23 protein-coding genes and 1 other RNA gene are annotated in these 20,660 nt (G+C 42.7%); 8 read left to right on the top strand and 16 right to left on the bottom strand.

Annotated elements, in window-relative coordinates:
• Positions 1–67: 67 nt before the first annotated feature.
• The 15 genes from hisIE to PBT90_RS03310 form a co-directional block, all read right to left on the bottom strand.
• The gene (hisIE, locus tag PBT90_RS03380; protein WP_270133130.1) at positions 68–673 is read right to left on the bottom strand and encodes a bifunctional phosphoribosyl-AMP cyclohydrolase/phosphoribosyl-ATP diphosphatase HisIE; all 606 of its coding nucleotides are present in this window, start codon (positions 671–673) and stop codon (positions 68–70) included.
• Positions 674–804: 131 nt separating this feature from the next.
• A complete protein-coding gene (gene hisF / locus PBT90_RS03375; protein WP_264808962.1) occupies positions 805–1,560 on the bottom strand; it encodes an imidazole glycerol phosphate synthase subunit HisF in 756 nt (251 codons plus the stop codon).
• A 208-nt stretch (positions 1,561–1,768) separates the two neighbouring features.
• Positions 1,769–2,485 (bottom strand): 1-(5-phosphoribosyl)-5-[(5-phosphoribosylamino)methylideneamino]imidazole-4-carboxamide isomerase, encoded by a 717-nt coding sequence (hisA, locus tag PBT90_RS03370; RefSeq protein ID WP_270131588.1) that lies wholly within the window; start codon positions 2,483–2,485, stop codon positions 1,769–1,771.
• Positions 2,486–2,590: 105 nt separating this feature from the next.
• The gene (gene hisH / locus PBT90_RS03365) at positions 2,591–3,190 is read right to left on the bottom strand and encodes an imidazole glycerol phosphate synthase subunit HisH (protein WP_270131586.1); all 600 of its coding nucleotides are present in this window, start codon (positions 3,188–3,190) and stop codon (positions 2,591–2,593) included.
• A 72-nt stretch (positions 3,191–3,262) separates the two neighbouring features.
• Complete coding sequence (locus PBT90_RS03360) at positions 3,263–4,048, bottom strand: phenylalanine 4-monooxygenase (protein WP_270131583.1); 786 nt, start codon at positions 4,046–4,048, stop codon at positions 3,263–3,265.
• Positions 4,049–4,348: 300 nt separating this feature from the next.
• On the bottom strand, positions 4,349–5,368 hold the full coding sequence (locus PBT90_RS03355; protein ID WP_264808957.1) for a bifunctional 3-deoxy-7-phosphoheptulonate synthase/chorismate mutase: 1,020 nt from the start codon (positions 5,366–5,368) through the stop codon (positions 4,349–4,351).
• A gap of 106 nt (positions 5,369–5,474) precedes the next feature.
• Complete coding sequence (gene trpA / locus PBT90_RS03350) at positions 5,475–6,248, bottom strand: tryptophan synthase subunit alpha (protein WP_264808955.1); 774 nt, start codon at positions 6,246–6,248, stop codon at positions 5,475–5,477.
• Positions 6,249–6,573: 325 nt separating this feature from the next.
• Complete coding sequence (gene trpB, locus PBT90_RS03345; protein ID WP_264808954.1) at positions 6,574–7,752, bottom strand: tryptophan synthase subunit beta; 1,179 nt, start codon at positions 7,750–7,752, stop codon at positions 6,574–6,576.
• 46 nt (positions 7,753–7,798) lie between these two features.
• On the bottom strand, positions 7,799–8,425 hold the full coding sequence (locus PBT90_RS03340; protein WP_264808953.1) for a phosphoribosylanthranilate isomerase: 627 nt from the start codon (positions 8,423–8,425) through the stop codon (positions 7,799–7,801).
• Positions 8,425–9,246: an indole-3-glycerol phosphate synthase TrpC gene (gene trpC / locus PBT90_RS03335; RefSeq protein ID WP_264808951.1), complete on the bottom strand. Its 822-nt coding sequence runs from the start codon at positions 9,244–9,246 to the stop codon at positions 8,425–8,427. Before trpC ends, PBT90_RS03340 begins: the two co-directional genes overlap by 1 nt.
• Positions 9,247–9,319: 73 nt before the next feature.
• Positions 9,320–10,330 (bottom strand): anthranilate phosphoribosyltransferase, encoded by a 1,011-nt coding sequence (gene trpD / locus PBT90_RS03330; protein WP_264808950.1) that lies wholly within the window; start codon positions 10,328–10,330, stop codon positions 9,320–9,322.
• A 30-nt stretch (positions 10,331–10,360) separates the two neighbouring features.
• Complete coding sequence (locus tag PBT90_RS03325; RefSeq protein WP_264808949.1) at positions 10,361–10,927, bottom strand: anthranilate synthase component II; 567 nt, start codon at positions 10,925–10,927, stop codon at positions 10,361–10,363.
• 200 nt (positions 10,928–11,127) lie between these two features.
• The gene (locus PBT90_RS03320; protein WP_264808948.1) at positions 11,128–11,262 is read right to left on the bottom strand and encodes a four helix bundle protein; all 135 of its coding nucleotides are present in this window, start codon (positions 11,260–11,262) and stop codon (positions 11,128–11,130) included.
• Complete coding sequence (locus PBT90_RS03315; protein ID WP_264808947.1) at positions 11,259–11,453, bottom strand: four helix bundle protein; 195 nt, start codon at positions 11,451–11,453, stop codon at positions 11,259–11,261. Before PBT90_RS03315 ends, PBT90_RS03320 begins: the two co-directional genes overlap by 4 nt.
• A 26-nt stretch (positions 11,454–11,479) precedes the next feature.
• Positions 11,480–12,892: an anthranilate synthase component I family protein gene (locus PBT90_RS03310; protein ID WP_264808945.1), complete on the bottom strand. Its 1,413-nt coding sequence runs from the start codon at positions 12,890–12,892 to the stop codon at positions 11,480–11,482.
• Positions 12,893–13,200: 308 nt separating this feature from the next.
• Between PBT90_RS03310 and PBT90_RS03305 the strand changes: the two genes are divergently transcribed.
• The 8 genes from PBT90_RS03305 to PBT90_RS03270 all read left to right on the top strand — a co-directional run bounded on the left by PBT90_RS03305 (position 13,201) and on the right by PBT90_RS03270 (position 17,758).
• The gene (locus PBT90_RS03305; RefSeq protein ID WP_264808944.1) at positions 13,201–13,752 is read left to right on the top strand and encodes a hypothetical protein; all 552 of its coding nucleotides are present in this window, start codon (positions 13,201–13,203) and stop codon (positions 13,750–13,752) included.
• Positions 13,753–13,779: 27 nt separating this feature from the next.
• Positions 13,780–14,010: a hypothetical protein gene (locus PBT90_RS03300; protein ID WP_264808942.1), complete on the top strand. Its 231-nt coding sequence runs from the start codon at positions 13,780–13,782 to the stop codon at positions 14,008–14,010.
• 119 nt (positions 14,011–14,129) lie between these two features.
• An RNA gene (gene ffs, locus PBT90_RS03295) (signal recognition particle sRNA small type) lies at positions 14,130–14,216 on the top strand.
• A 91-nt stretch (positions 14,217–14,307) separates the two neighbouring features.
• A complete protein-coding gene (gene fsa / locus PBT90_RS03290; protein ID WP_264808941.1) occupies positions 14,308–14,967 on the top strand; it encodes a fructose-6-phosphate aldolase in 660 nt (219 codons plus the stop codon).
• A gap of 45 nt (positions 14,968–15,012) precedes the next feature.
• Complete coding sequence (locus PBT90_RS03285; RefSeq protein ID WP_264808939.1) at positions 15,013–15,216, top strand: fructose-6-phosphate aldolase; 204 nt, start codon at positions 15,013–15,015, stop codon at positions 15,214–15,216.
• A 2-nt stretch (positions 15,217–15,218) separates the two neighbouring features.
• Positions 15,219–15,929 (top strand): cell division ATP-binding protein FtsE, encoded by a 711-nt coding sequence (locus tag PBT90_RS03280; RefSeq protein WP_264808937.1) that lies wholly within the window; start codon positions 15,219–15,221, stop codon positions 15,927–15,929.
• A 62-nt stretch (positions 15,930–15,991) separates the two neighbouring features.
• Entirely contained in the window at positions 15,992–17,404 is a 1,413-nt protein-coding gene (locus tag PBT90_RS03275) for a S41 family peptidase (protein WP_264808936.1), read from the top strand.
• Between the two features lie 138 nt (positions 17,405–17,542).
• Complete coding sequence (locus tag PBT90_RS03270; RefSeq protein ID WP_264808935.1) at positions 17,543–17,758, top strand: hypothetical protein; 216 nt, start codon at positions 17,543–17,545, stop codon at positions 17,756–17,758.
• Between the two features lie 131 nt (positions 17,759–17,889).
• Here the strand turns inward: PBT90_RS03270 and PBT90_RS03265 are convergent, their stop codons facing one another.
• A complete protein-coding gene (locus tag PBT90_RS03265) occupies positions 17,890–20,658 on the bottom strand; it encodes a TonB-dependent receptor (RefSeq protein WP_264808933.1) in 2,769 nt (922 codons plus the stop codon).
• Between the last annotated feature and the right edge of the window lie 2 nt (positions 20,659–20,660).

Below are 20,660 nucleotides of genomic sequence, written 5' to 3'. Positions count from 1 at the left end.
AAAAGTTAAGAATTTCTACTTAGAGTCCAGTATCAGGACTTAGATTTTATTGAATCTATTGCAAAAATCAGGATTTTTGATGCCTAGCAATCAGCACCTCCATCACTTCATCCAGCTCATAGCCTTTGGCTTCCAGAAGCACTAAATAGTGATAAAGTAAGTCCGCTGCTTCTCCCATGAAAAGTTCCTTGTTGTCATCCTTGGCTTCAATCACGATCTCCACGGCTTCCTCCCCTACTTTCTGAGCTACTTTATTGATGCCCTTGGCAAAAAGGGAAGCCGTGTATGAAGCATCAGAAGGGTTGTTTTTCCTATCCTTGATGATTGCTCTCAGCTGATCGATAAAACCTGTTTTAGAAGAATTCACTTCTTCAAAGCAAGTATCAGCTCCGGTGTGACAAACCGGTCCACGCGGATTAGCTTTCACTAGAATCGAATCCCCATCACAGTCCACAGCGATGGAAACCAACTCCATGAAATTGCCGGAAGTCTCTCCTTTGGTCCAAAGTCGGTTTTTACTGCGGCTAAAAAAAGTCACCATTTTAGTTTCATTGGTTTTCGCCAAAGCTTCCTCATTCATGTAGCCCTGCATCAGTACTTTGCCCGAGAGTGTATCCTGTACGATTGCCGGCACCAAGCCATCCATTTTCTTAAAATCTATATTCATATCCATTCTAACCTTTGGGGTTTCCAAAACCCCGAAGGTTTTGTCCCCTTGTTTTCTTAACCTTTTGGTTTTTTACAACCCCGAAGGTTTATTTGGTTAAAACCTTTGAGGTCTGGAAGACCTCAAAGGTTATTCCTTTATTTTCTTATACTGATTGCTGCACCTGCGAGATAACTTTTCAACTCAGGAATCCCAATTTCTTTAAAGTGGAAAATACTTGCCGCCAAAGCAGCATCTGCTTTGCCAAAGGTAAACACATCTTTGAAATGTGCCATTGTACCGGCACCACCGGATGCAATAACAGGAATGGAAAGCGCAGATGATATCTCTGCCAACAGTTCATTGGAGAAGCCTGCCTTGGTACCATCGTGATCCATAGAAGTCAATAAAATCTCTCCGGCACCTCTATCGCAAACCTCTTGAGCCCATTCCTGAGTTTTCAGCAAAGTCGGCTTCCTTCCTCCATGCGTATGTACAAAGTCTATCCCATCCATATTTCTAGTGTCAATCGCCACTACTATACATTGGGAACCGAATTCTGACGCCATTTCATTGATGATCTGCGGATTTTTCACAGCAGATGAATTAATGGAAATCTTATCTGCTCCTGCATTCAAGAGCACTTTCACATCTTCCACAGTGGAAATTCCTCCACCTACTGTAAATGGAATGTTGATCGCCTTTGCCACTTTGGTCACCAACTCTGCCAAGGTCTTTCGCTTGTCAACAGTAGCCGTAATATCCAAAAACACGAGTTCATCTGCTCCCTCGTCAGAGTAGATCTTCGCCAACTCCACCGGGTCTCCTGCATCCCGAAGTTCCACAAAGTTCACTCCTTTGACAGTTCGACCTTCTTTGATATCAAGACAAGGGATTATTCGTTTAGTAAGCATTATATGAATTCAACTTTAGACACTTCATTATTCAACATTCATCATTCTAAATTAAGATTTACGAAGTACGATTTACGAGATTTCTGATAGTGTTTAGCGTCATTTTATAACCTTAATCTTTGAACAGTATAAAAGTTTAAAGATTGTCGATTGAGGTTCAGTTCAATCTCGTAAATCAAAAATCGTAATTCGTAAATGCACTGGTAAATCAAACAAACGCTGCCAATTCCTCCAGCGTCACTCTCCCCTCATAATACGCCTTCCCCACTATCGTCCCATAGACCCCGATTTTCTCCAATTCTTCCAAATCTTTCACAGAGGATACCCCTCCACTTGCGATGAGTTTAATGCCCGGGATTTCTTCCAAGATTTCTTTGTATAAATCTGTAGAAGGTCCCTGGAGCAAACCGTCTTTGGCTACGTCTGTGCAGATCACATAACTGATTCCCAGTGCTACATAATCCTTGATAAATGGAATCAAATCCACAGCAGTAGTCTCTTCCCAGCCTCCAACAGCAATTTTCCTATTCTTGGCATCAGCTCCTAAGATGATCATCTCGGATCCATATCTCTTGATCCAGGATTGAAATAACTCAGCATTCTTGACGGCAATACTACCTCCAGTCACTTGCTTTGCTCCTAATTCAAAAGCTTTTTCTATTTCTTTATCCGCCTGGATTCCTCCACCAAAGTCAACCTGCAAACTCGTTCCCGAACTGATTCGCTGAAGCACATCTGCGTTTATGATTTTCTTGGCTTTGGCTCCATCCAAATCCACCAGATGCAGTCGTTGAATTCCTGCACCTTCAAAGCGCTTGGCCATTTCCAAGGGGTCATCGTGGTATTCTTTTTTGCTGCTGTAATCGCCCTGACTAAGTCGGACACATTTCCCTCCGATGAGGTCGATTGCTGGGATGATTTGCATTTTTTGAGATATTAGAAGCAAGATCCAAAAATCAAGACTTCATTATTTAAGGTTTGAGTTATAATTGAACAAACTCCCTCCGCCGCGGCGGAGGGCGAGAGGGATTTATTTAAGAGAAAGAAAGTTCTCCAACAACTTCTCTCCCACCAAGCCACTTTTCTCCGGGTGAGCCTGAATCGCATAGTAGTTATCCCGATGGAGAATGCCTGAGAAATCATGGATGTAATGCGTTTGAGCGATGGTGAAATCACTCAATTCCGCATAAAAGCTATGCACGTAATACACGAAAGGGTTGGCTGGTAAATCTTTCAACAATGGATTGTCGGCTAGATTCTCCAACTCATTCCAGCCTACATGCGGTACTTTAAATTCCTGAGAATTTTCAGGAACAAAGCGTTTTACTTTCACAGGAAAAATCCCCAAACACTGCGTGTCGTTTTCCTCAGAATGCTCACAAAGCAACTGCAAACCCAGACAAACTCCCAAGAACGGTTGCTTCAAGTCTTTGATCAGCCCATCTAGCTTTCGCTCCTTCAGATACCTCATTGCAGTACTTGCTTCGCCTTGTCCGGGGAAAACCACTTTGTCTGCTGCTCGGATTACCTCAGGATCATCCGTGAGTTCTGCATCTACACCTAATCGCTCCAAAGCGTAAAGCACCGACTGCACATTGCCTGAGTTATATTTTATGACTGCTATTTTCATTTTTAAGATTCAAGATGCTAGACACAAGATGCAAGACTGGTAGTCTCTTTTCTTATGTCTAGCGTCTAATGTCTATTGTCTTTTCTCTAAAAGCATCTCCTCCAGCACTGACTCAATCTCCGGAAGTGACTCGTAAAGTTGCTTGTAATTTTCGATCACAAAGTATTTATCCTGAAAGCGATCCTTCCAGTATTCCTGGTTCAAAATCCTTCGAACATCATAATCAATATGCTTCGGTTCATTTGAAAGGCTGAATTTAGTCTCTCCTGCCGAACTTAGGATACCTGCACCGTATATTTTTAGCTCTCCATCCTCTTTTATCAGCCCAAACTCGATGGTAAACCAATAAATCCTACTCAACAACTGAATCGCCCATGGATTATTGATATGTTTCAGAGCAATTCCAGAAAGTTTCTCCAAGAAGTCCACATAAGGCTGGTTGGTCAGCATAGGCATATGGGCAAATGCATCGTGAAACATATCCGGCTCCTCTAGGTAGTCCAACTGCTCCATTTTCCTTAGCCAAGTGGATGATGGGAATCGCCTGTTGTTCAGCAGTCCAAAAAACAAGTCATCGTCAATCAAGCCAGGAACCACCTGAACTTCCCAGCCCGTAGTTTTTGCTAAAATCTGATTCAAATCCTCAAAGTTGGCAATTCGATCTGCTGTGAATCCAACGATCTCCACACCATCAAGGTACGCTTTGGAGGCAGCCTTTGGTAAGTTTGGCATCTGTCTTTCAAAAAGGATCTTCCAAACTTTAAAGTCCTCTGAAGTATATGCATCGTACTCCTGCCTCAGCTTTTGCAATCGTTGGTCACTGAAGACCCATTCTTTTTGTTTTGTGTTTGTGTTCATGGTATTTGGGTATATTCTGTTCTTTTTAATATTCTTCTTTTTCCGTCACTGCGAGCCGAGGGACGAGGCGTGGCAGTCTTTTTTGTGTAGACGAGATTGCTTCGCTCCTTCGTCACTCGCAATGACGCTGGAAATCAAAAAAGGCCTACTCCCGGAAGGAATAGGCCTCTATTATTTTTTACCAAAAATTCATAGTCATCCTATCCCTTCATTGAGAATGGTAATAAGAATGATGTACGAAAGTTCTTGGTGTCGGATTCATGGCTCTAATTTAAACAGGTAATTCTAGAAATCAATACTTTACAACAAATCAAATCCTTTTCGCATTGCGAAACTCTCCCTGATCCAAGCTGCAAGCCTTGCGCTTTGGGCAAAATCCAAGGTTTGCTGACCATCGGAATAAGCTTTTTCAGGAACCTCATGGGATTCATAGATGATTCCATCTGCACCGGACATCACCCCTGCCAAGGCCATTTGCGGCACATAAGCACGGATTCCGATCCCATGCGAAGGATCCACGATGACCGGTAAATGAGATTTTGCTTTCAAAATCGGTATCGCATTTAGATCCAGGGTATTTCTCGAAGCTCGCTCGTAGGTTCTGATTCCTCTTTCACAGAGAATTAACTTTTCATTTCCTCCGGAAAAGACATACTCGGCAGACTGCAAAAGCTCTTCAATCGTTCCTGATATCCCACGCTTGATCATGACGGCTTTATCTACTTTCCCTAATTCATCAAGCAAGTTGAAGTTCTGCGAATTCCTCGCGCCAACCTGATACACATCCACGTAAGGATACATCTCTTCGATCTGGGAAGTCTGCATCACTTCGGTCACGATCTTGATCCCTGCTTCGCTGGCGATTTCATGCCATAATTTCAAACCTTCCAATCCCAAGCCTCTAAAGGCATAAGGGCTACTTCTTGGCTTGAAAACTCCCCCTCTCATCATCTTGATGTCATTTTCAATACAATGCGCCACAACTGCGCGGATTTGCTCCTCCGACTCTATGGAGCAAGGCCCCGTGATCACGGCCATCTCTCCGTCTTTGATAAAAATATTATCTCCCAAATCCACAGAAGTCGGCTTTGCCTTCCATTTTTTGGAAACCAGTTTGTACTCATCAGAAACAATATGGATATCAAGAATACCGTCCATTTGGCCGATTTTTCGGATATCAAAATCCTTTTTCCCTATTCCGATCAGATAGTCACCCAACTGGGTTTTTACTTCTGTGGTTTTATAGCCGATTCCGTTGACCTCTTGGATCAATTTATCTTTTTGGCTTTCGGAAATATCGGGCTGAAGCTGAATAATCATGGTGCTTTACGAATTATGAAATACGATTTACGAGGTCATCGTAAGTTTTTGAATTGAATTTTGAACTTAGGTGTACAAGAATGGCATTTTACAATCTTACAATTTATCAATTGATCACCGATTGAATGTAGCTCTGAATATCCTCACTCAAATTTTTAGAGTCTTTGACGGTCTTAATAAAAGCAGAACCTATAATGGCTCCATTGCTGTATTCTGAAGCTTTGGAAAAGGTCTCTGCATCGGAAATCCCAAAACCTATCAATCTAGGGTTCTTCAGGTTCATTGCTTTCACTCGTTCGAAGTAAGCAATCTGTTCTTCAGAAATTCCTGCCTTAGCCCCAGTAATACTATGTGAGGAAACCATGTAGATAAAGCCATTGGTATTTTCATCGATCTCCCGGATCCGCTTTTCGGAAGTTTGGGGGGAAATCAAGAAGGTATTCACCAAGCCATACTGCTCAAAAAGCTCCTTATAGTCATCGATAAATTGCTGCATGGGAAGGTCCGGAAGTATCAGACCGTCCACGCCCACTTCTTTGCATTTCTTACAAAATTCCTCCATCCCATACTGCATGATCGGGTTGAGATAACCCATCAAAACCACTGGAATATGAATTTTGGCACGAAAGCCTTTCAGTTGCTCAAAGATCTTTTTCAGAGAAATCCCATTCTCCAGTGCGATCATATTGCTGTCCTGAATGGTCGGCCCATCTGCAACCGGGTCTGAATAGGGAACTCCTATTTCAATTATATCAGCACCTCCAGCTTGGATCGCTTCCATGATTTCCATGGTGTTTTCCAGCTTTGGAAACCCTGCAGTAAAGTAAATGGAAAGTACGCGATCGCCCTTCTCTTTAAATAATGTATGTATTCGGTTCATTGTATTTGCGATTTACGAAGTACGATTTACGAGGCTTTCTTTAGAGTTTAACATTTTTGCCAAGTCTTAGCGTAATTCGATTATGGCTCAACTCCTTCAGGGTTGGAGTAACTATTTATACTTTTCATGGGTTGCATACATGGTAATTATTTGTTGAACCACTTCAGGGTTCAAAAGCCAAATTATACACAGAAGTTAGATTACTTCACTATTCTGCCTTCAACCTTATGCATTCTCTTTCATTTTTTATTAGGAAAAGCATGATTTCTACAATTACCATGGAGGTTCAAAACAAACTCGTAAATCGTAATTCCAAAATCATCAATCAGTACTTTCCCCATTTAATATACGTTTCAAGATCCTTGTCTCCTCTCCCTGAGAGATTCACGACAATCACATCATCTTTGGAATATTCGATCAGGTTCAAAGCATAAAGCGCATGCGCTGATTCTATGGCCGGAATAATTCCCTCCAACTTACTCAACTCTACTCCGGCTGCCATCGCATCTTTATCATCCACAGCCACAAACTCTCCTCTTCCCACATCAAATAAATGCGCGTGAACAGGTCCTATTCCTGGATAATCCAAACCTGCGGATATAGAATGTGGCTCCACCACTTGTCCATCTTCGGTTTGCATCAGAATGGTCTTTGAGCCATGCAATATCCCAGGTATACCCTTGGCTGTAGTCGCCGCAGTTTTCCCGGAATTCACGCCCAATCCACCAGCTTCTGCTGCCACCAACCGAACATCAGGAGTATTGTAATAATGATAAAAAGCCCCAGCGGCATTCGATCCACCTCCTACGCAGGCAATCACGATATCGGGATTTTCTCTCCCTTCTTTTGCTTTCAGTTGCCATTTCATTTCTTCGGAAATCACGGACTGAAATCTCGCTACCATTTCCGGGTAAGGATGTGGACCTACCACCGAACCTATGATATAATGTGTGTCCACTGGGTTATTGATCCAGGCACGCATGGCCTCGTTAGTTGCATCTTTTAGGGTTTTGGAGCCGGAAGTGGCCGGAACCACCTCTGCGCCCAGAATCTTCATCCGCTCTACATTCGGGCGCTGACGGGCTATGTCAACCTCTCCCATATACACAGTGCACTCCATCCCCATCAGTGCACAAACCGTCGCAGTGGCCACTCCGTGCTGTCCCGCGCCTGTTTCGGCGATAATTCGCTTCTTTCCCAGCTTTTTGGCCAGGATAATCTGACCGATGGTATTGTTCACTTTATGCGCTCCGGTATGACAAAGGTCTTCTCTCTTTAGATAGATTTTTGCACCGTACTTTTCAGAAAGTCTAGAAGCAAAATACAAGGGCGTTGGCCTACCTACATAGTCTTTGAGCAAGCTTCTGAACTCATCCTGAAACTCCTTAGAAGCCAAAATGGACTCATAGTTCTCTCTCAGTTCCTCGACATTGGGATGCAGCATCTCCGGAATGTAAGCTCCACCAAATTTGCCGTAAAAACCCTTCTCATCTACTTTGATCATAATGCTATAGTTGGTAGTTGATAGACCATGGACTATGGACTCTCAACTATGGTCTAATTTTATTCTTAAAACTCCTCAGTTTTTCAATGTTTTTTAATCCGGGAGCATCTTCAAACTTGGAGTTCAAATCTACTCCCGTCAATTGAGGTATCTCTTTTTCAAGTTGGAGCAACTCCTCTACCGAATTTTCATCCAAACCTCCACTTAGAATAAATGGAACTTTAAACGGATAACTTTTTAATAATTCCCAATTGAATTTCTTCCCTGAACCACCATGTTTTTTGGTAGCGGTATCAAACAGAAAACAATCTACCAACCCCACATAATCCCTCAATGTTTCCCAGTCTATGCTATCTCCTACCGAAACTACTTTCCAGAGCTTTTTATCGGTTTTCAGTTTGAGTTCCCGAACGTATGCAGGGCTTTCATTTCCGTGGAGTTGTACTGCAGCTAGCTGAAATGATTGAATTTTCACCAGAACGTTTTCCAGCGTTTCGTTCACAAAAACCCCCACTTTTGGAAGATTTACTTCAGCCAATTCTTGCGCTTTCTCATCCCCCACGAAGCGCGGCGATTTGGCATAGAAAATCAATCCCATCCAATCTGGCTGGATCTTTTCTTCCAAATCCCGGATATTCTCCGGCTCCCGCATCCCGCAAACTTTGACTAGCATCAGGCTTTATCTAGAGCTGTTTCCTTAGCCAGTAGCTTTCGGTATTCCTTGATAAAGGTGTAAGCCGCCTGTTCTGGTCTTGCTGACTTCATAAAATTCTCACCGATCAGAAACCCATCGAAGCCTGCTTTTCTAAGCTGAACCAAAGTTTCTACCTGGGAAATCCCGCTTTCTGAAATCTTTATAAAATCAGAAGGAATTCGATCTACCAACTCCAGGGAAGTCTCCAGGGAAACATCGAAGGTTTTCAGATTTCTGTTGTTCACGCCTACCAGATCCAAGTCAGCGCAAATGCTACGGTCCAACTCCTCTCCATCATGTACTTCCATGAGTACTTCCAATCCTAAGCTTTTTGCAAAAGCCGCCAAGTCTTTCAGTCGCTTTGGCTCCAAAGCTGCTGCAATCAATAGAATACAGTCAGCTCCTATGGATTTGGCTTCCAATATCTGGTACTCATCCACTACAAAGTCCTTCCGAAGAATGGGGCAATAGTTGAATTTACGGGCAGCTTTCAGGTCTTCATTGGCACCGCCAAAGAAATCGGTATCTGTAAGGATAGACAAAGCCGAAGCCCCCGCCTGCATGTAGCCTATACTTACTTTTTCTACCGAGGCGGCCCCGTTGATCAAACCTTTGGAAGGAGATTTTCTTTTAAATTCAGAGATAATCCCTGATTTTTCCGGATCAGTTACATATTCCTTCATCGACACCACTTTGCTTTCAAAATAGATGCTTTGCTCAAGCAGTTTGACTGGGACTAGGCTGCTTTTTTCAGCAACTTCCTCATGCTTTTGTGCGATGATTTTATCTAAAATATTCATAGCTATATAATTGCTTTTCTAGGATGATTGGAGTTTCACTTTTAGGTGATGTGTGTTCCGTTCGGCTTTTTGATTAATGGAATGAAACTGTGGTTTTCGGGTTAACTAAACCGTTGAAAACCTGTAGGGCTCTTTTGCTCATCAGGATTTCTTCTGCTATGGCCACCGCCTCTAGGAAGCTTAGTTCTTGCCGAGCCGTCATGAGCGCAGCGGCAGAATTAGCGATCACCACCTGATTCTGTGCCTGGGTACCTTTGCCTTTCAGGATATTTTCAAAAATCTTTGCCGAGTCCTCTATGCTTTCCCCACCTTTGATCGAAGATGCAGAGAGCTTAGAAAGCCCAATGTTTTCTGGACTGTACACTTTTTCTCCTGCATTTGAAATCATCTTAAAATCACCGGTCAGCGAAATTTCATCATAGCCATCTAGGGCATGAAGTATGGAAAACATGCCCTCCATGTCCTGATAGAGGTAGCCATATAATCTGGCCAATTCCAGGCTAAAAACCCCAACCAATTGCTTCTTCGGAAAGCTAGGGTTCACCATAGGACCGAGCATGTTGAAGAAGGTTTTCACCCCAAGATCTTTTCGGATGGGGCCCACATGCTTCATAGCCGGGTGAAAGAGCGGAGCATGTAGGAAACAAATCCCCGCCTCATCCAAACTGCGCTTGATTTCATCCATGTCATTACTGAACTGATAGCCAAAGTAGGCCAGCAGATTAGACGAACCGCAAATGGATGACACGCCATTATTGCCATGTTTGGCTACATTTTGCCCTGCACCAGCCACTACAAAGGAAGAAAGTGTAGATATATTAAAGGTGTCCTTGCCGTCTCCACCGGTCCCGCAAAGATCCATGGCATCATATTCTGCAATATCCACAGGAATGCAGCGCTCCAGCATGGCCTCCCTAAATCCTGACAACTCATCTACTGTAATGCTACGCATCAAATAAACCGTCATGAAGGCCGCTATCTGACTGGTGTTATAATTTCCGGCCGTGATATTCTTCAAAACTTCTTTAGCATCCGCCTTGGTCAGTGTGCGATGCTCAATAAGCTGATTTAATATTTCTTTCATTTTATAGGTGTTGTGGGGTGAGTGTCTCTATTAACTTTCCAGCCAGTTTTTGATCAGCTGCACGCCGTTTTCAGTTAGTATGCTTTCGGGGTGAAACTGAACTCCCCTGACATCAAATTCCTTGTGACGCACAGCCATGATTTGCTGGTCAGCGGTACGGGCAATCACTTCCAAATCGGGGGAAAGGGTATTTTCGTTGATCACCCAAGAGTGATATCTGCCGATATTAAAAGTATCGGGAAGCTCCTTGAAAAGCAAGTCAGCCTGTACTTTTACCGTGGAAGCCACTCCATGCAGTACCTCGGAAAGATTGGTCAATCCTGAACCAAAAGCTTCTCCGATCGCCTGATGTCCTAGGCAAACTCCAAGAATGGACTTGCTCGCCGCGTATTTTTTCAATAAGTCCGGCATAATGCCTGCATCCTTTGGCACACCGGGACCTGGAGAAAGGATGATTTTATCGTACAGCTCCACATCTTCCAAACTGATTTTATCATTTCGGTACACATCCATCTGCGCCCCATACCCCAGCTGCCTCACAATGTAGACCAGATTATAGGTGAAGGAGTCGTAATTATCTAAGACTAAGATTCTCATCTTTTTTGTTTTAATTTTAAGTATAGTTTTAAAGTTGAATGGTTGAAAAGAGGTAAGGTTACTTCCTATCAACTTTTCTACTATGTAAATAATTAATCAAAGATTTTATTTGGGCTGAAAGTGATAACAATTCAGAATGTAATTTTTCATGTGTTTATAATTTTTTTTAAGGTCACATGGAATCTTCGCATGAATTATAATCATCCCTCTGTGTGTCGCTTCGGGTCATGCTTGATTTCATATTGATCTTGTTTAACTCTTCCTTCTTTTGCCAACAGAGCAAGTTGATTTCTCACCTCTCCTGCCGATCCTTTCGCGTAGTAGAGGAATTTCATAAATGAACTCTACTATTGTATTCAAAACCTTTAGCGATATTATTTGAGATCGACACAAGCGCTCCAATTAATTGATTTCTTGATTTATAATCATTTTTTAAAGGTGGTAAATCAGTCAACTGATAAACATCATCACCAATTTTAATAGCCTTTTGCCATATCCTAAGTTCCTCAAAACTTTTTGCTGTCATAACTTTATAACCTTACCCCTTTAAAACTAAATGTTTTCCGCTGCCCTTAGCGCGACTCTCAGCGCTTCCAGCTTATTGGAGACTTCCTGTAGTTCGGAAGGAATGGTAGATTTGGCCACAACTCCAGCGCCTGCCTGGAATCGAAGTTGATTGTTTTCGGACACGAAGGAGCGGATCAAAATAGCGTGATTAAAATCCCCATTGAAACCCAGGTAGCCAATCGCCCCACCATAAAATTGTCTGGATACATTTTCCAATTCATCTATTAACTCCATCGCTCTATATTTCGGAGCCCCCGAGAGTGTACCTGCCGGAAATGTATCCGCTACCAATTGCAGCGGGTTGGTACCTTCGGGCAATTCACCGGTAACTTTGGAAACCAAATGGATCACATGCGAGTAATATTGGATTTCCTTAAAAACATCCACATTGACTTTTTCGGATGATCTGCTCAGGTCATTTCTGGCCAGATCCACCAGCATCACGTGCTCTGAGTTTTCTTTAGGATCATCGTAGAGTTTTCTTGCCAATTTGGCATCTTCTTGGTCATTTCCAGTTCTGCGAAATGTCCCGGCAATAGGGTAAATGGTTGCCTTTTTGTCCTTTACCACAATCTGCGCCTCCGGAGAGCTACCAAACACCTTAAATGAACCGTAGTCAAAATAAAAGAGGTACGGGGAAGGATTCACTGATCTCAGCGCCCTATATACGTTAAATTCATCCCCCTTAAAACCGGTACTAAACCTACGGGAAAGTACAATCTGAAACACATCTCCCTTGAAGCAATGCTCACGACCCTGATTCAGAATCTTCAAAAACTCCTCGTCCGTGTAATTTGACTCTTCCTCTCCTACCCGCTGAAAAGAATAACTGGGAATGTTCTTGTTGTTCAGCAAACGCTCGATTTCGGGCATCATCTCGGGATTTTCGGCACCTGCCACCCTGTGCTCTAATAGATGGAGCTCGTTTTTGTAATGGTCCACCACGATGACATTTTGGTAAACCGAGTATTGCATCATCGGCACCTCATTGGGTTTGGAGTTCTGCAGCTTGATATCTTCAAAATAGGCCACGGTATCGTATTGGATATATCCGAAAAGCCCATTGGTACTGAATTTGAAATGGTCCGGTGCTACGTCAAACTTCCCCCCAAAAGTTCGTAAACACTGCATAAGCTTCTGCTCAGAACTCACCTCATAGCTTTCTTTTTTGCCAGATGGCAGGCTTTCGACCACCTTCCCGGCGTTGAATGAAAAAGTAGCCAAGGGATTAAAACAGATGTAAGAGTAACTGTTTTCCTGTCCGTGATAGTCCGAACTTTCCAAAAGGATGGGATTGGCAAATCGATCTCTGATCTGCAAATAAATACTCACTGGCGTGATGGTGTCTGCCAGTCGCTTCCGATAGGTAGTGAGAATGGGAAATTTTATTTGAGTCATTTGTGGTTAATTTTTCATGAAAAAAGGCTTACCGGAAATCCAGTAAGCCTTTTATACTATATCGTAATGCAAAATAAAATGCAGGGGCTTTCTAAACTTCCTTTTGGAAAGAGTAAGAATGCCACCACCAATATTTGTTTGCGATTGTTTTCATAAGAATGGCAGCAAATTTAGAAAGGGATCCTGAAGTACAAAGCATCCTTTCTGTTTTTTTTCTAAAAAAACACCTTAACCTATTTGGGCATCGGTTTACAGATAAAACTAAAAAACCGAAAATTCGTGAAAGATTGTTCTAAACCATGTCCGGTATGAAAAATCTTCTTACAATTACTGTATTCCTCATTTCCATGGGTTCCTATGCCCAATCCAGCTCCGGCTGGAGTACGCCTGTACTGGAAATCCCCTACCAGTCCGAGTCAGAATCGCCTGTAAGCCTGAAAATTGATAAAGGTTTTATGTATGCGGATTTTACACATAGTGCTGAAAAAGTAAGGATATTTTACAATAAGGACATTCAGAACATCCATCAGGTGAGAATAGTGGACAGTCAAAGCAATGAATTAATAGCCCGGGGAAGGGGAAGTTACTTTTTTGGCACCGCCAGATTTGTATTTGCAGATGGTGAGGTCATGAAAGTAAAGCGGAAAAAAAATCCCAATGGCTACGATATCATAGGTCCCTACGGCACCTTGTTCAAAGTGGAAAATCAGGGAATATCCCCTACAAAAACCTACAACGAGAAGGACTTAATCCTTCAAGCCTATTATGTGTTTGACAGAATCAAAACCACCCAAACACCAACAGAGGAAATCTACCAGAATTTTTCATCCCTCAATACCAGCACTTATCAGGGCAATTGATGATTTGCTACATTTGTACCAAAAGTTATGGCCAAAGCATTTTCACAATATTTCAAGCGGGTTTTTGAGGATTACCAGGTATTGGTACAGGTCAACCCCGATACTTTCACAGGGATAGAACTGATCGTACACCCGGATGGGAAAATAGAAAAAACGGAAATGGAATTTGACGAGGAGATATTTGAGGATCTGGCCGAGGATGACTTCATCCACTGCAATGTGCTGGAATTCCAACTTCACCTGGCGAAAACCAAGTAATCCGAAATTTCAAATCTTGAATTTGAAATTAATTCACCTCACACTCAGTGACAAAAGCAGATGATCAGGCAATCCTGACCAAGATTATTGTAATAAATTAATTTCTCCTTACCTTTGCGCCGGCGGCACGACCAGCTCCTGTTGAATCCCCCAGGTCCGGAAGGAAGCAAGGGTAGACGGTTGTAGCGGTGCGATGCCGCTTTTTTTTTGCCCATTTTTTTTCATAAGGGCGGATCATCGATTCCATATCCTGATTTATCTTCTAACTTTGTTCGGAATAATCAAACTCATTAAACCATGAAATTCTTTATTGACACCGCCAATCTCAATGATATCCAGGAAGCCTATGACCTGGGTGTACTAGACGGTGTAACTACTAACCCATCGTTAATGGCCAAAGAGGGCATAAGCGGTGACGAAAATGTAAGAGCACACTACAAAGCCATCTGCGACATAGTAGATGACAAAGTCAGTGCAGAAGTGATCTCCACGGATTTTGAAGGAATGATCAAGGAGGGTAAGGAGCTTGCAAAAATCGATGATAAAATTGTGGTAAAAATCCCAATGATCAAGGACGGAGTAAAGGCTTTGAAATACTTCAATAGCGAAGGAATCCGTACCAACTGCACCCTAATCTTCTCTGCAGGCCAGGCGCTATTGGCCGCCAAAGCTGGAGCATCCTATGTATCCCCATTCATCGGAAGACTGGATGATATTTCCTATGACGGCATGGAGCTGATCAGTCAGATCGTGCATATTTATGGAAACTACGGCTTCGAAACCGAAGTATTGGCTGCCTCGGTAAGACACAGCATGCACCTGCTGAAATGTGCTGAAGTGGGAGCAGATGTAGTGACCTGCCCATTGAAGGTAATCACCAGCTTGCTCAAACATCCACTTACAGACTCCGGTTTGGCAACATTTTTGGCAGACCATGCAAAAGCTGCTGGAAAATAATCACACAAAAGACCGGCAATTGTCGGTCTTTTTTCAATTTCCCTTATGTATATCATCAAAGTAAAAGGCAAAGCTAAAATTCCAGATTACATCCAGATCCGGGATGAAAACTTTGTGCTGGTTGCCTACTTCAGAGCAGACAGGCCTTTAAAGAAAATAGAAAAATTCGGACTGGGAGGAAAGGAAGACGAGCTGGAAGCGTTGATCAAAGAACTACCTTTTGGAAAATTGCAAAAACTAGAATTATAAGAATGGATTTCAGTACTCAACCCGTATTGCAGGTCAACCAGGCTACCATATTTCAAGGAGTCGACCCTATACTCTCCAATGTCAACTTCTCGGTGGAGCAGCATGAATTTGTCTTTTTGATCGGTAGAACCGGCTCCGGCAAAAGTTCCTTGCTCAAGACCCTCTATGCAGACTTGGAACTGAGAAGCGGGAGTGCAGAAGTGGCCGGCTTTAATTTAGAAAACATCAAAACAAAAGATGTCCCCTACCTGAGAAGAAAAATCGGGATTATTTTTCAGGATTTCCAACTTTTTAATGACCGCTCAGTAGCTGAGAACCTAGCCTTTGTCATGCGGGCCACAGGCTGGAAAGACAAAGCAAAAATAAATGCTAGAATGGCAGAAGTACTGCTGCTGGTGGGACTGAACAACGCATCCAGCAAAATGCCTCACCAGCTTTCCGGAGGAGAGCAGCAGCGAGTGGTGATCGCCAGGGCTTTGCTGAATGAACCATCCATTTTGCTTGCCGATGAGCCTACCGGAAACTTAGATCCAGACGTAGCGGATGGAATTTTTAAGCTCTTCCAGGAAATAAATAAAAAAGGAACTGCTATATTAATGGCAACCCATAATTATGATTTACTTCGTAAGTACCCTTATAGAGTATTGAAATGTGAAAACGGAGAACTTAAAGACAGTCAAACACATGACGTCTCTTATGGTTCTACTTATTGAAAACATAAGCATATCCGTAGGCGTTTGAATACCGTGCTTACAATCATCCAAATTTCCCAAATATGAAATCTAACCAAATCTTAAAGGCTTGCTTCTATGTAATTCTGAGCGGATTGCTGTGGAGCTGTGACAAGGACGATGAAATGGATCCTGTAGTAGAGCCGCCGGTAGTTCCGGAAAACACCCTGGAAACAGAAATAAACGGTTGGATTCGAGCTGTCATGAATGAAGTCTACTATTGGAATGAAAACATGAGAACTCCAATCGCTGCGACTTCTGAACCTGAAGACTATTATGAATCATTACTGTTTCGACCTACCGATAGGTTTTCTGCCATATATCCAGACTACCAGGAGTTGATCAATAACCTAAGCGGTATTTCCCTGGATGCAGGCTATGAATACACCCTGTATAGAGCCTCCTCCACCAGCGACGATGTAGTAGCAGAAATATCCTATGTAAAGAAAAACAGTCCAGCTGCTACGGAAGGTTTACGCAGAGGAGACGTGATTACAGCTATCAACGGGACCGTCATGAATATAGACAATTACAGAACAGTACTTGGACGGACAGAATCTACCCACACTATTTCATACATCAGATTTAATGAGAGTGAAGGTGGGTATCAGGCCCAAGCCGACATCTCGCTGACTCCTGTACAGTTGTCCGAAAACCCCATATTTCTGGATACCGTATTCAATGTGGACTCAGAAAAAATCGGGTATGTGATTTATAATTTCTTTGCGCCGGATGCTGGCAACGGCGACAAAGCCTTTGACAATGAACTAGATGCAGCTTTCGCCTCATTCAAGGCCCAACAAATCAATCACCTCATCGTAGACTTCCGCTACAACGGTGGAGGACTCGTGAGCTCCGCGGTAAATATGGCAAGCTTAATTGCCCCAGCCGTGACCGACGAGGACATATTTTCGAAGACCAAATACAATGACTTTATTTCTACCAATATTCCTGAGTTGAGTAATGTCCAAACCGCATTTAAAACCAAAGCTGAAAATCTGGGTGCAACCTTAGAAGGAAATAGAGTTTATATCATCACCTCTTCGCGTACAGCCTCTGCCTCAGAATTAATCATCAATGGGCTGAGACCTTATATGGATGTATTTTTGGTAGGTGATGTGACCTATGGAAAAAATGTGGGCTCCATCCCTTTTGAAGATGAGGAAAACGATGACAATAACTATGGGTTGCTTCCTATTGTCACCAGAAGTTTCAATAGCCTGGATGAATCCGACTATATCAATGGTTTCGAACCCAACGTAGAAGCTTTTGAATACGAAGAAAGATTGAGACCGCTTGGTGATATCAATGAATACCTTCTTCGCACCACCATAGAACAAATTACCGGTACAGCTTCCTCTGCGAGGATAGAGAAGCTGGATCGGGTGGATATAGGAAGTACTCTAGATAACAAAATAAGGCAAGGCCGAATGATAGAGTCCAATCCATTCAAATAAGGATGTTTTAAAGTGAAAAAAGCCGCTACTTCAATAGCGGTTTTTTTCATGTCCGTTCATTATCAAATTGTTAAGTTTGTAAACCTAAAAATCAAGGGGAGACTTAGCTGTTAACTTTGGGGTTCAAACAGCAATCTCATGGAAATCGTCGCAAGTTTTTTCTTAATCCTATTGATTTATTTCTTGGGAAGCCTGGCCGTGGTACAGGAGGTAATCCAGCCTAGGCAACAATTGGTGGTAGACGGGCAACCAAAGAAGAAGCAAAGGATCAGCAATCATCCTAAAATCCTTTTCTTGAGCTTTGGCCTAGCATTGCTTGGTAGTCTAATAGCACTATTCTTGTTTAACTTTTAAACTTTCTACAATAGTAATAAGGAAAGACATTCCTAATCCAATTATCATTCAATCCCAGGTACTGGCGATAAAAAAAGGTGGTTCAGATATATCTGAACCACCTTTTTTATACTTATTAGTTCCGTTTAAAACTATTCAAACAGATCAAATTTAACCCCAAAGTTCAACCTCGCGTTGTAGTACTCCATTTGCATAGTGCGGGCCTGTATTCCCTGGTAATACCGCAGTGGCTGATTAGTTAAATTATTTCCTTCGAAAAACACTCTCCACTTAGGCGTAAAAGCATAAGAAGCATTCACATCCAAAAACGTCTGCTTGTCATAAAAGCGATCTTCAAAGCTGTCTCCACCCAATTCGTCCAGGTAATCCGAGGCATAATTCAAGGATACGCGAACTACCAGTTTCTTATTTTCATAAGACAATGAAGCATTAAACATGTTATCTGCTGTACCCGGCAACTCTAGATCATCTTCATCCCTACCTTCAATGCCTGTAGTACTAGACTTGGTAAAAGTATAATTTAAGTAGATCCCAAGCCCTTTCCAGATTTGACGCTGTATCGCAGCCTCAAAACCATACACCTGGGCAGTGCCTCCATTTTCTGGGCGAGAGTATTCTAGATCCTCTCCAAAAACAGGATCACTGTATCCCTGGGTAGTGATGGTGTAGACAAAGTCATCCAGATTCTTGTAAAAGCCTCCAAAGGAAACAATCCCAACATTATCGAAGTACTTTTCACCCATCAAATCAAAATTCATGGCTGTGGTTGCCTTTAAATTAGGGTTACCTCGAGCAAGCTCCTGATCCTCTGGACTGAACTCTGCATAAGGTACTAAATCAAAATAATTGGGTCTAGCGATGGTATTAGTCCAAGCAAATCTCAATATGCTATTCGGGGTGAAATCATACTTCAAATGAACCCCTGGCATCAGATTGCTATAACTCTGTGTACCCTCGGCAGGAGACACCTCTTCGTTATCCAGGTCAAAAATATTACCTGCGTAATCAATGGCAGTATGCTCTAGTCTTAACCCTGCTATCGCAGAAAACTTGCTGTTAAACTGATGGTCCATCATGGCGTAAGCGGCAGTAATAGTCTCGTTGGCCACATAATTACCTGGCACATACTCCTCCATTAAATCAGATTCTTCAAACTGCGCACCGTTTTTGAGATTTAAACTTCCCAGAAATACAGGCGTAGCAAAAGTCCCGACCTGATATTGCGACCCGGCAAGGAAATTAGGGTCGCTGTAATTATTGGTCGGTATATCAGCTAAGGTATTCCCAAATGAATCCATGTCAATCGGTTCGTACTCAAAGAAGTTATTATCCCTTTCTTTACTTTTGCCTCTATATCTACCTCCAAACTGAAGAATTCCTTTAGAGCTATATGGTAATTTAAAGTCCAGTTTGGCATTGAGGTCCTGGTCAAAGGTATAGCCCTTCTCTTCACTTAGTTCACTAAATTCTATACCCAAGTTGTCTGCTGGGTTTTGGAGATAGGAATAAGGTTTTCTTGGATTACTGAGGTCCACATCTACCAGCTGTCCTTCCGATCTATAAGCGATGTATCGCTCATGAGGTCTACTCTCGGATGCTCTGGCATAGGTCACATTCCAGTCCATTTTCAACTTATTGAAAAGGTGGTCTCCCCCTAGCGTTAAATTGTAAACCCGCTGATCTTCTAGCCTAGAATTATCGATTCTACTATCATTTGATCCTCCCTTAGTCTGGTATTCCACCCTTGCATTGCCCGTGTATCTACCAGCACTGATTTCTGTAAAATCTCCATCATCAAACATGTCGTCAAGCTGGCTCACTTGCATTGCAAACCTATTTTCCCAGTCATCTCTATGGTTATACATCGCAGAGAAGAATAGGCTATGATTGTCGGATAGCTGATAATCCAGAGCTGCTGAGACTGACCTTCTCACCCGCTGAACTTGATACTCCCTGATTTCAAAATCCTCTAAAGCGACTCCATTGTCAGATTCGTACCAGGTAGCTTCCACATTATCTGACCCGAAATTGTGATTGTTATAAGAAGCGGAAACAATTACCCCTAGTTTGTCCTCCAGGAACCTATTGCCCACTATTAATCCTCCAGTCCAAATAGGTTTATTAGAAAGTAAGTTGACACCAGACCCTAGCGTACCTGAAACACGGAGGGCATTCGGAGCCTGACGAGTCACTAGATTCACAGATCCACCTATAGCATCGGCATCCATATTTGGCAGCACAGCTTTGTTCACTTCTATAGTTTGGATCATATCCGAAGGAATCAAATCCATCTGCACAGTACGATTGTCCCCTTCTGCTGAAGGAATGCGTTCTCCATTCAGTGTGACAGAGTTGAGCTGTGGAGCCATCCCTCTGATAATTATATTCCTAGCTTCCCCTTGGTCATTCTGCATAGTGATCCCGGGAATCCTTTTCAAGGCATCGCCAATATTGGCATCCGGAAATCGGCCGATCTGATCTGAGGATACCACATTGGTTATATTTGCATTGTTTTTTTGCTGATTCAACGCCTTTGCCTGTCCTTTCAATCGGTCACCAAGCACCACAAATTCAAGGCTTTCTATGGTGGTCTGGTCCAATTTGAAATTCAAAGTAGTAGTCTCCCCATCCTTTACCTGAGTCTGATGTGATACAGATCCATAGCCCAAGTAGGTAACCAGTACTTCGTAGGTACCTGAGGGAAGGTCTACAAAGGAATAATCACCTGTTTGACTGGTAACTGTCCCCAATGTGGTGTTAGTCAATACCACATTGGCACCGGGCATAGAAAGATTCTGCGCATCTATCACCCTTCCTTTTAGCACGCCCTGTGCTAATGCTTCCTGGCCAAAACAATAAGTTAAAACCAAAATAAGTGTACTGAATATTAGCTTTTTCATGA

Origin of the sequence: Algoriphagus sp. TR-M9, from assembly GCF_027594545.1 — a bacterium.
GTDB lineage: Bacteria > Bacteroidota > Bacteroidia > Cytophagales > Cyclobacteriaceae > Algoriphagus > Algoriphagus halophytocola.
The sequence above is the reverse complement of the archived record's forward strand: the minus strand, read 5'-3'. Positions and strand labels throughout refer to the sequence as shown.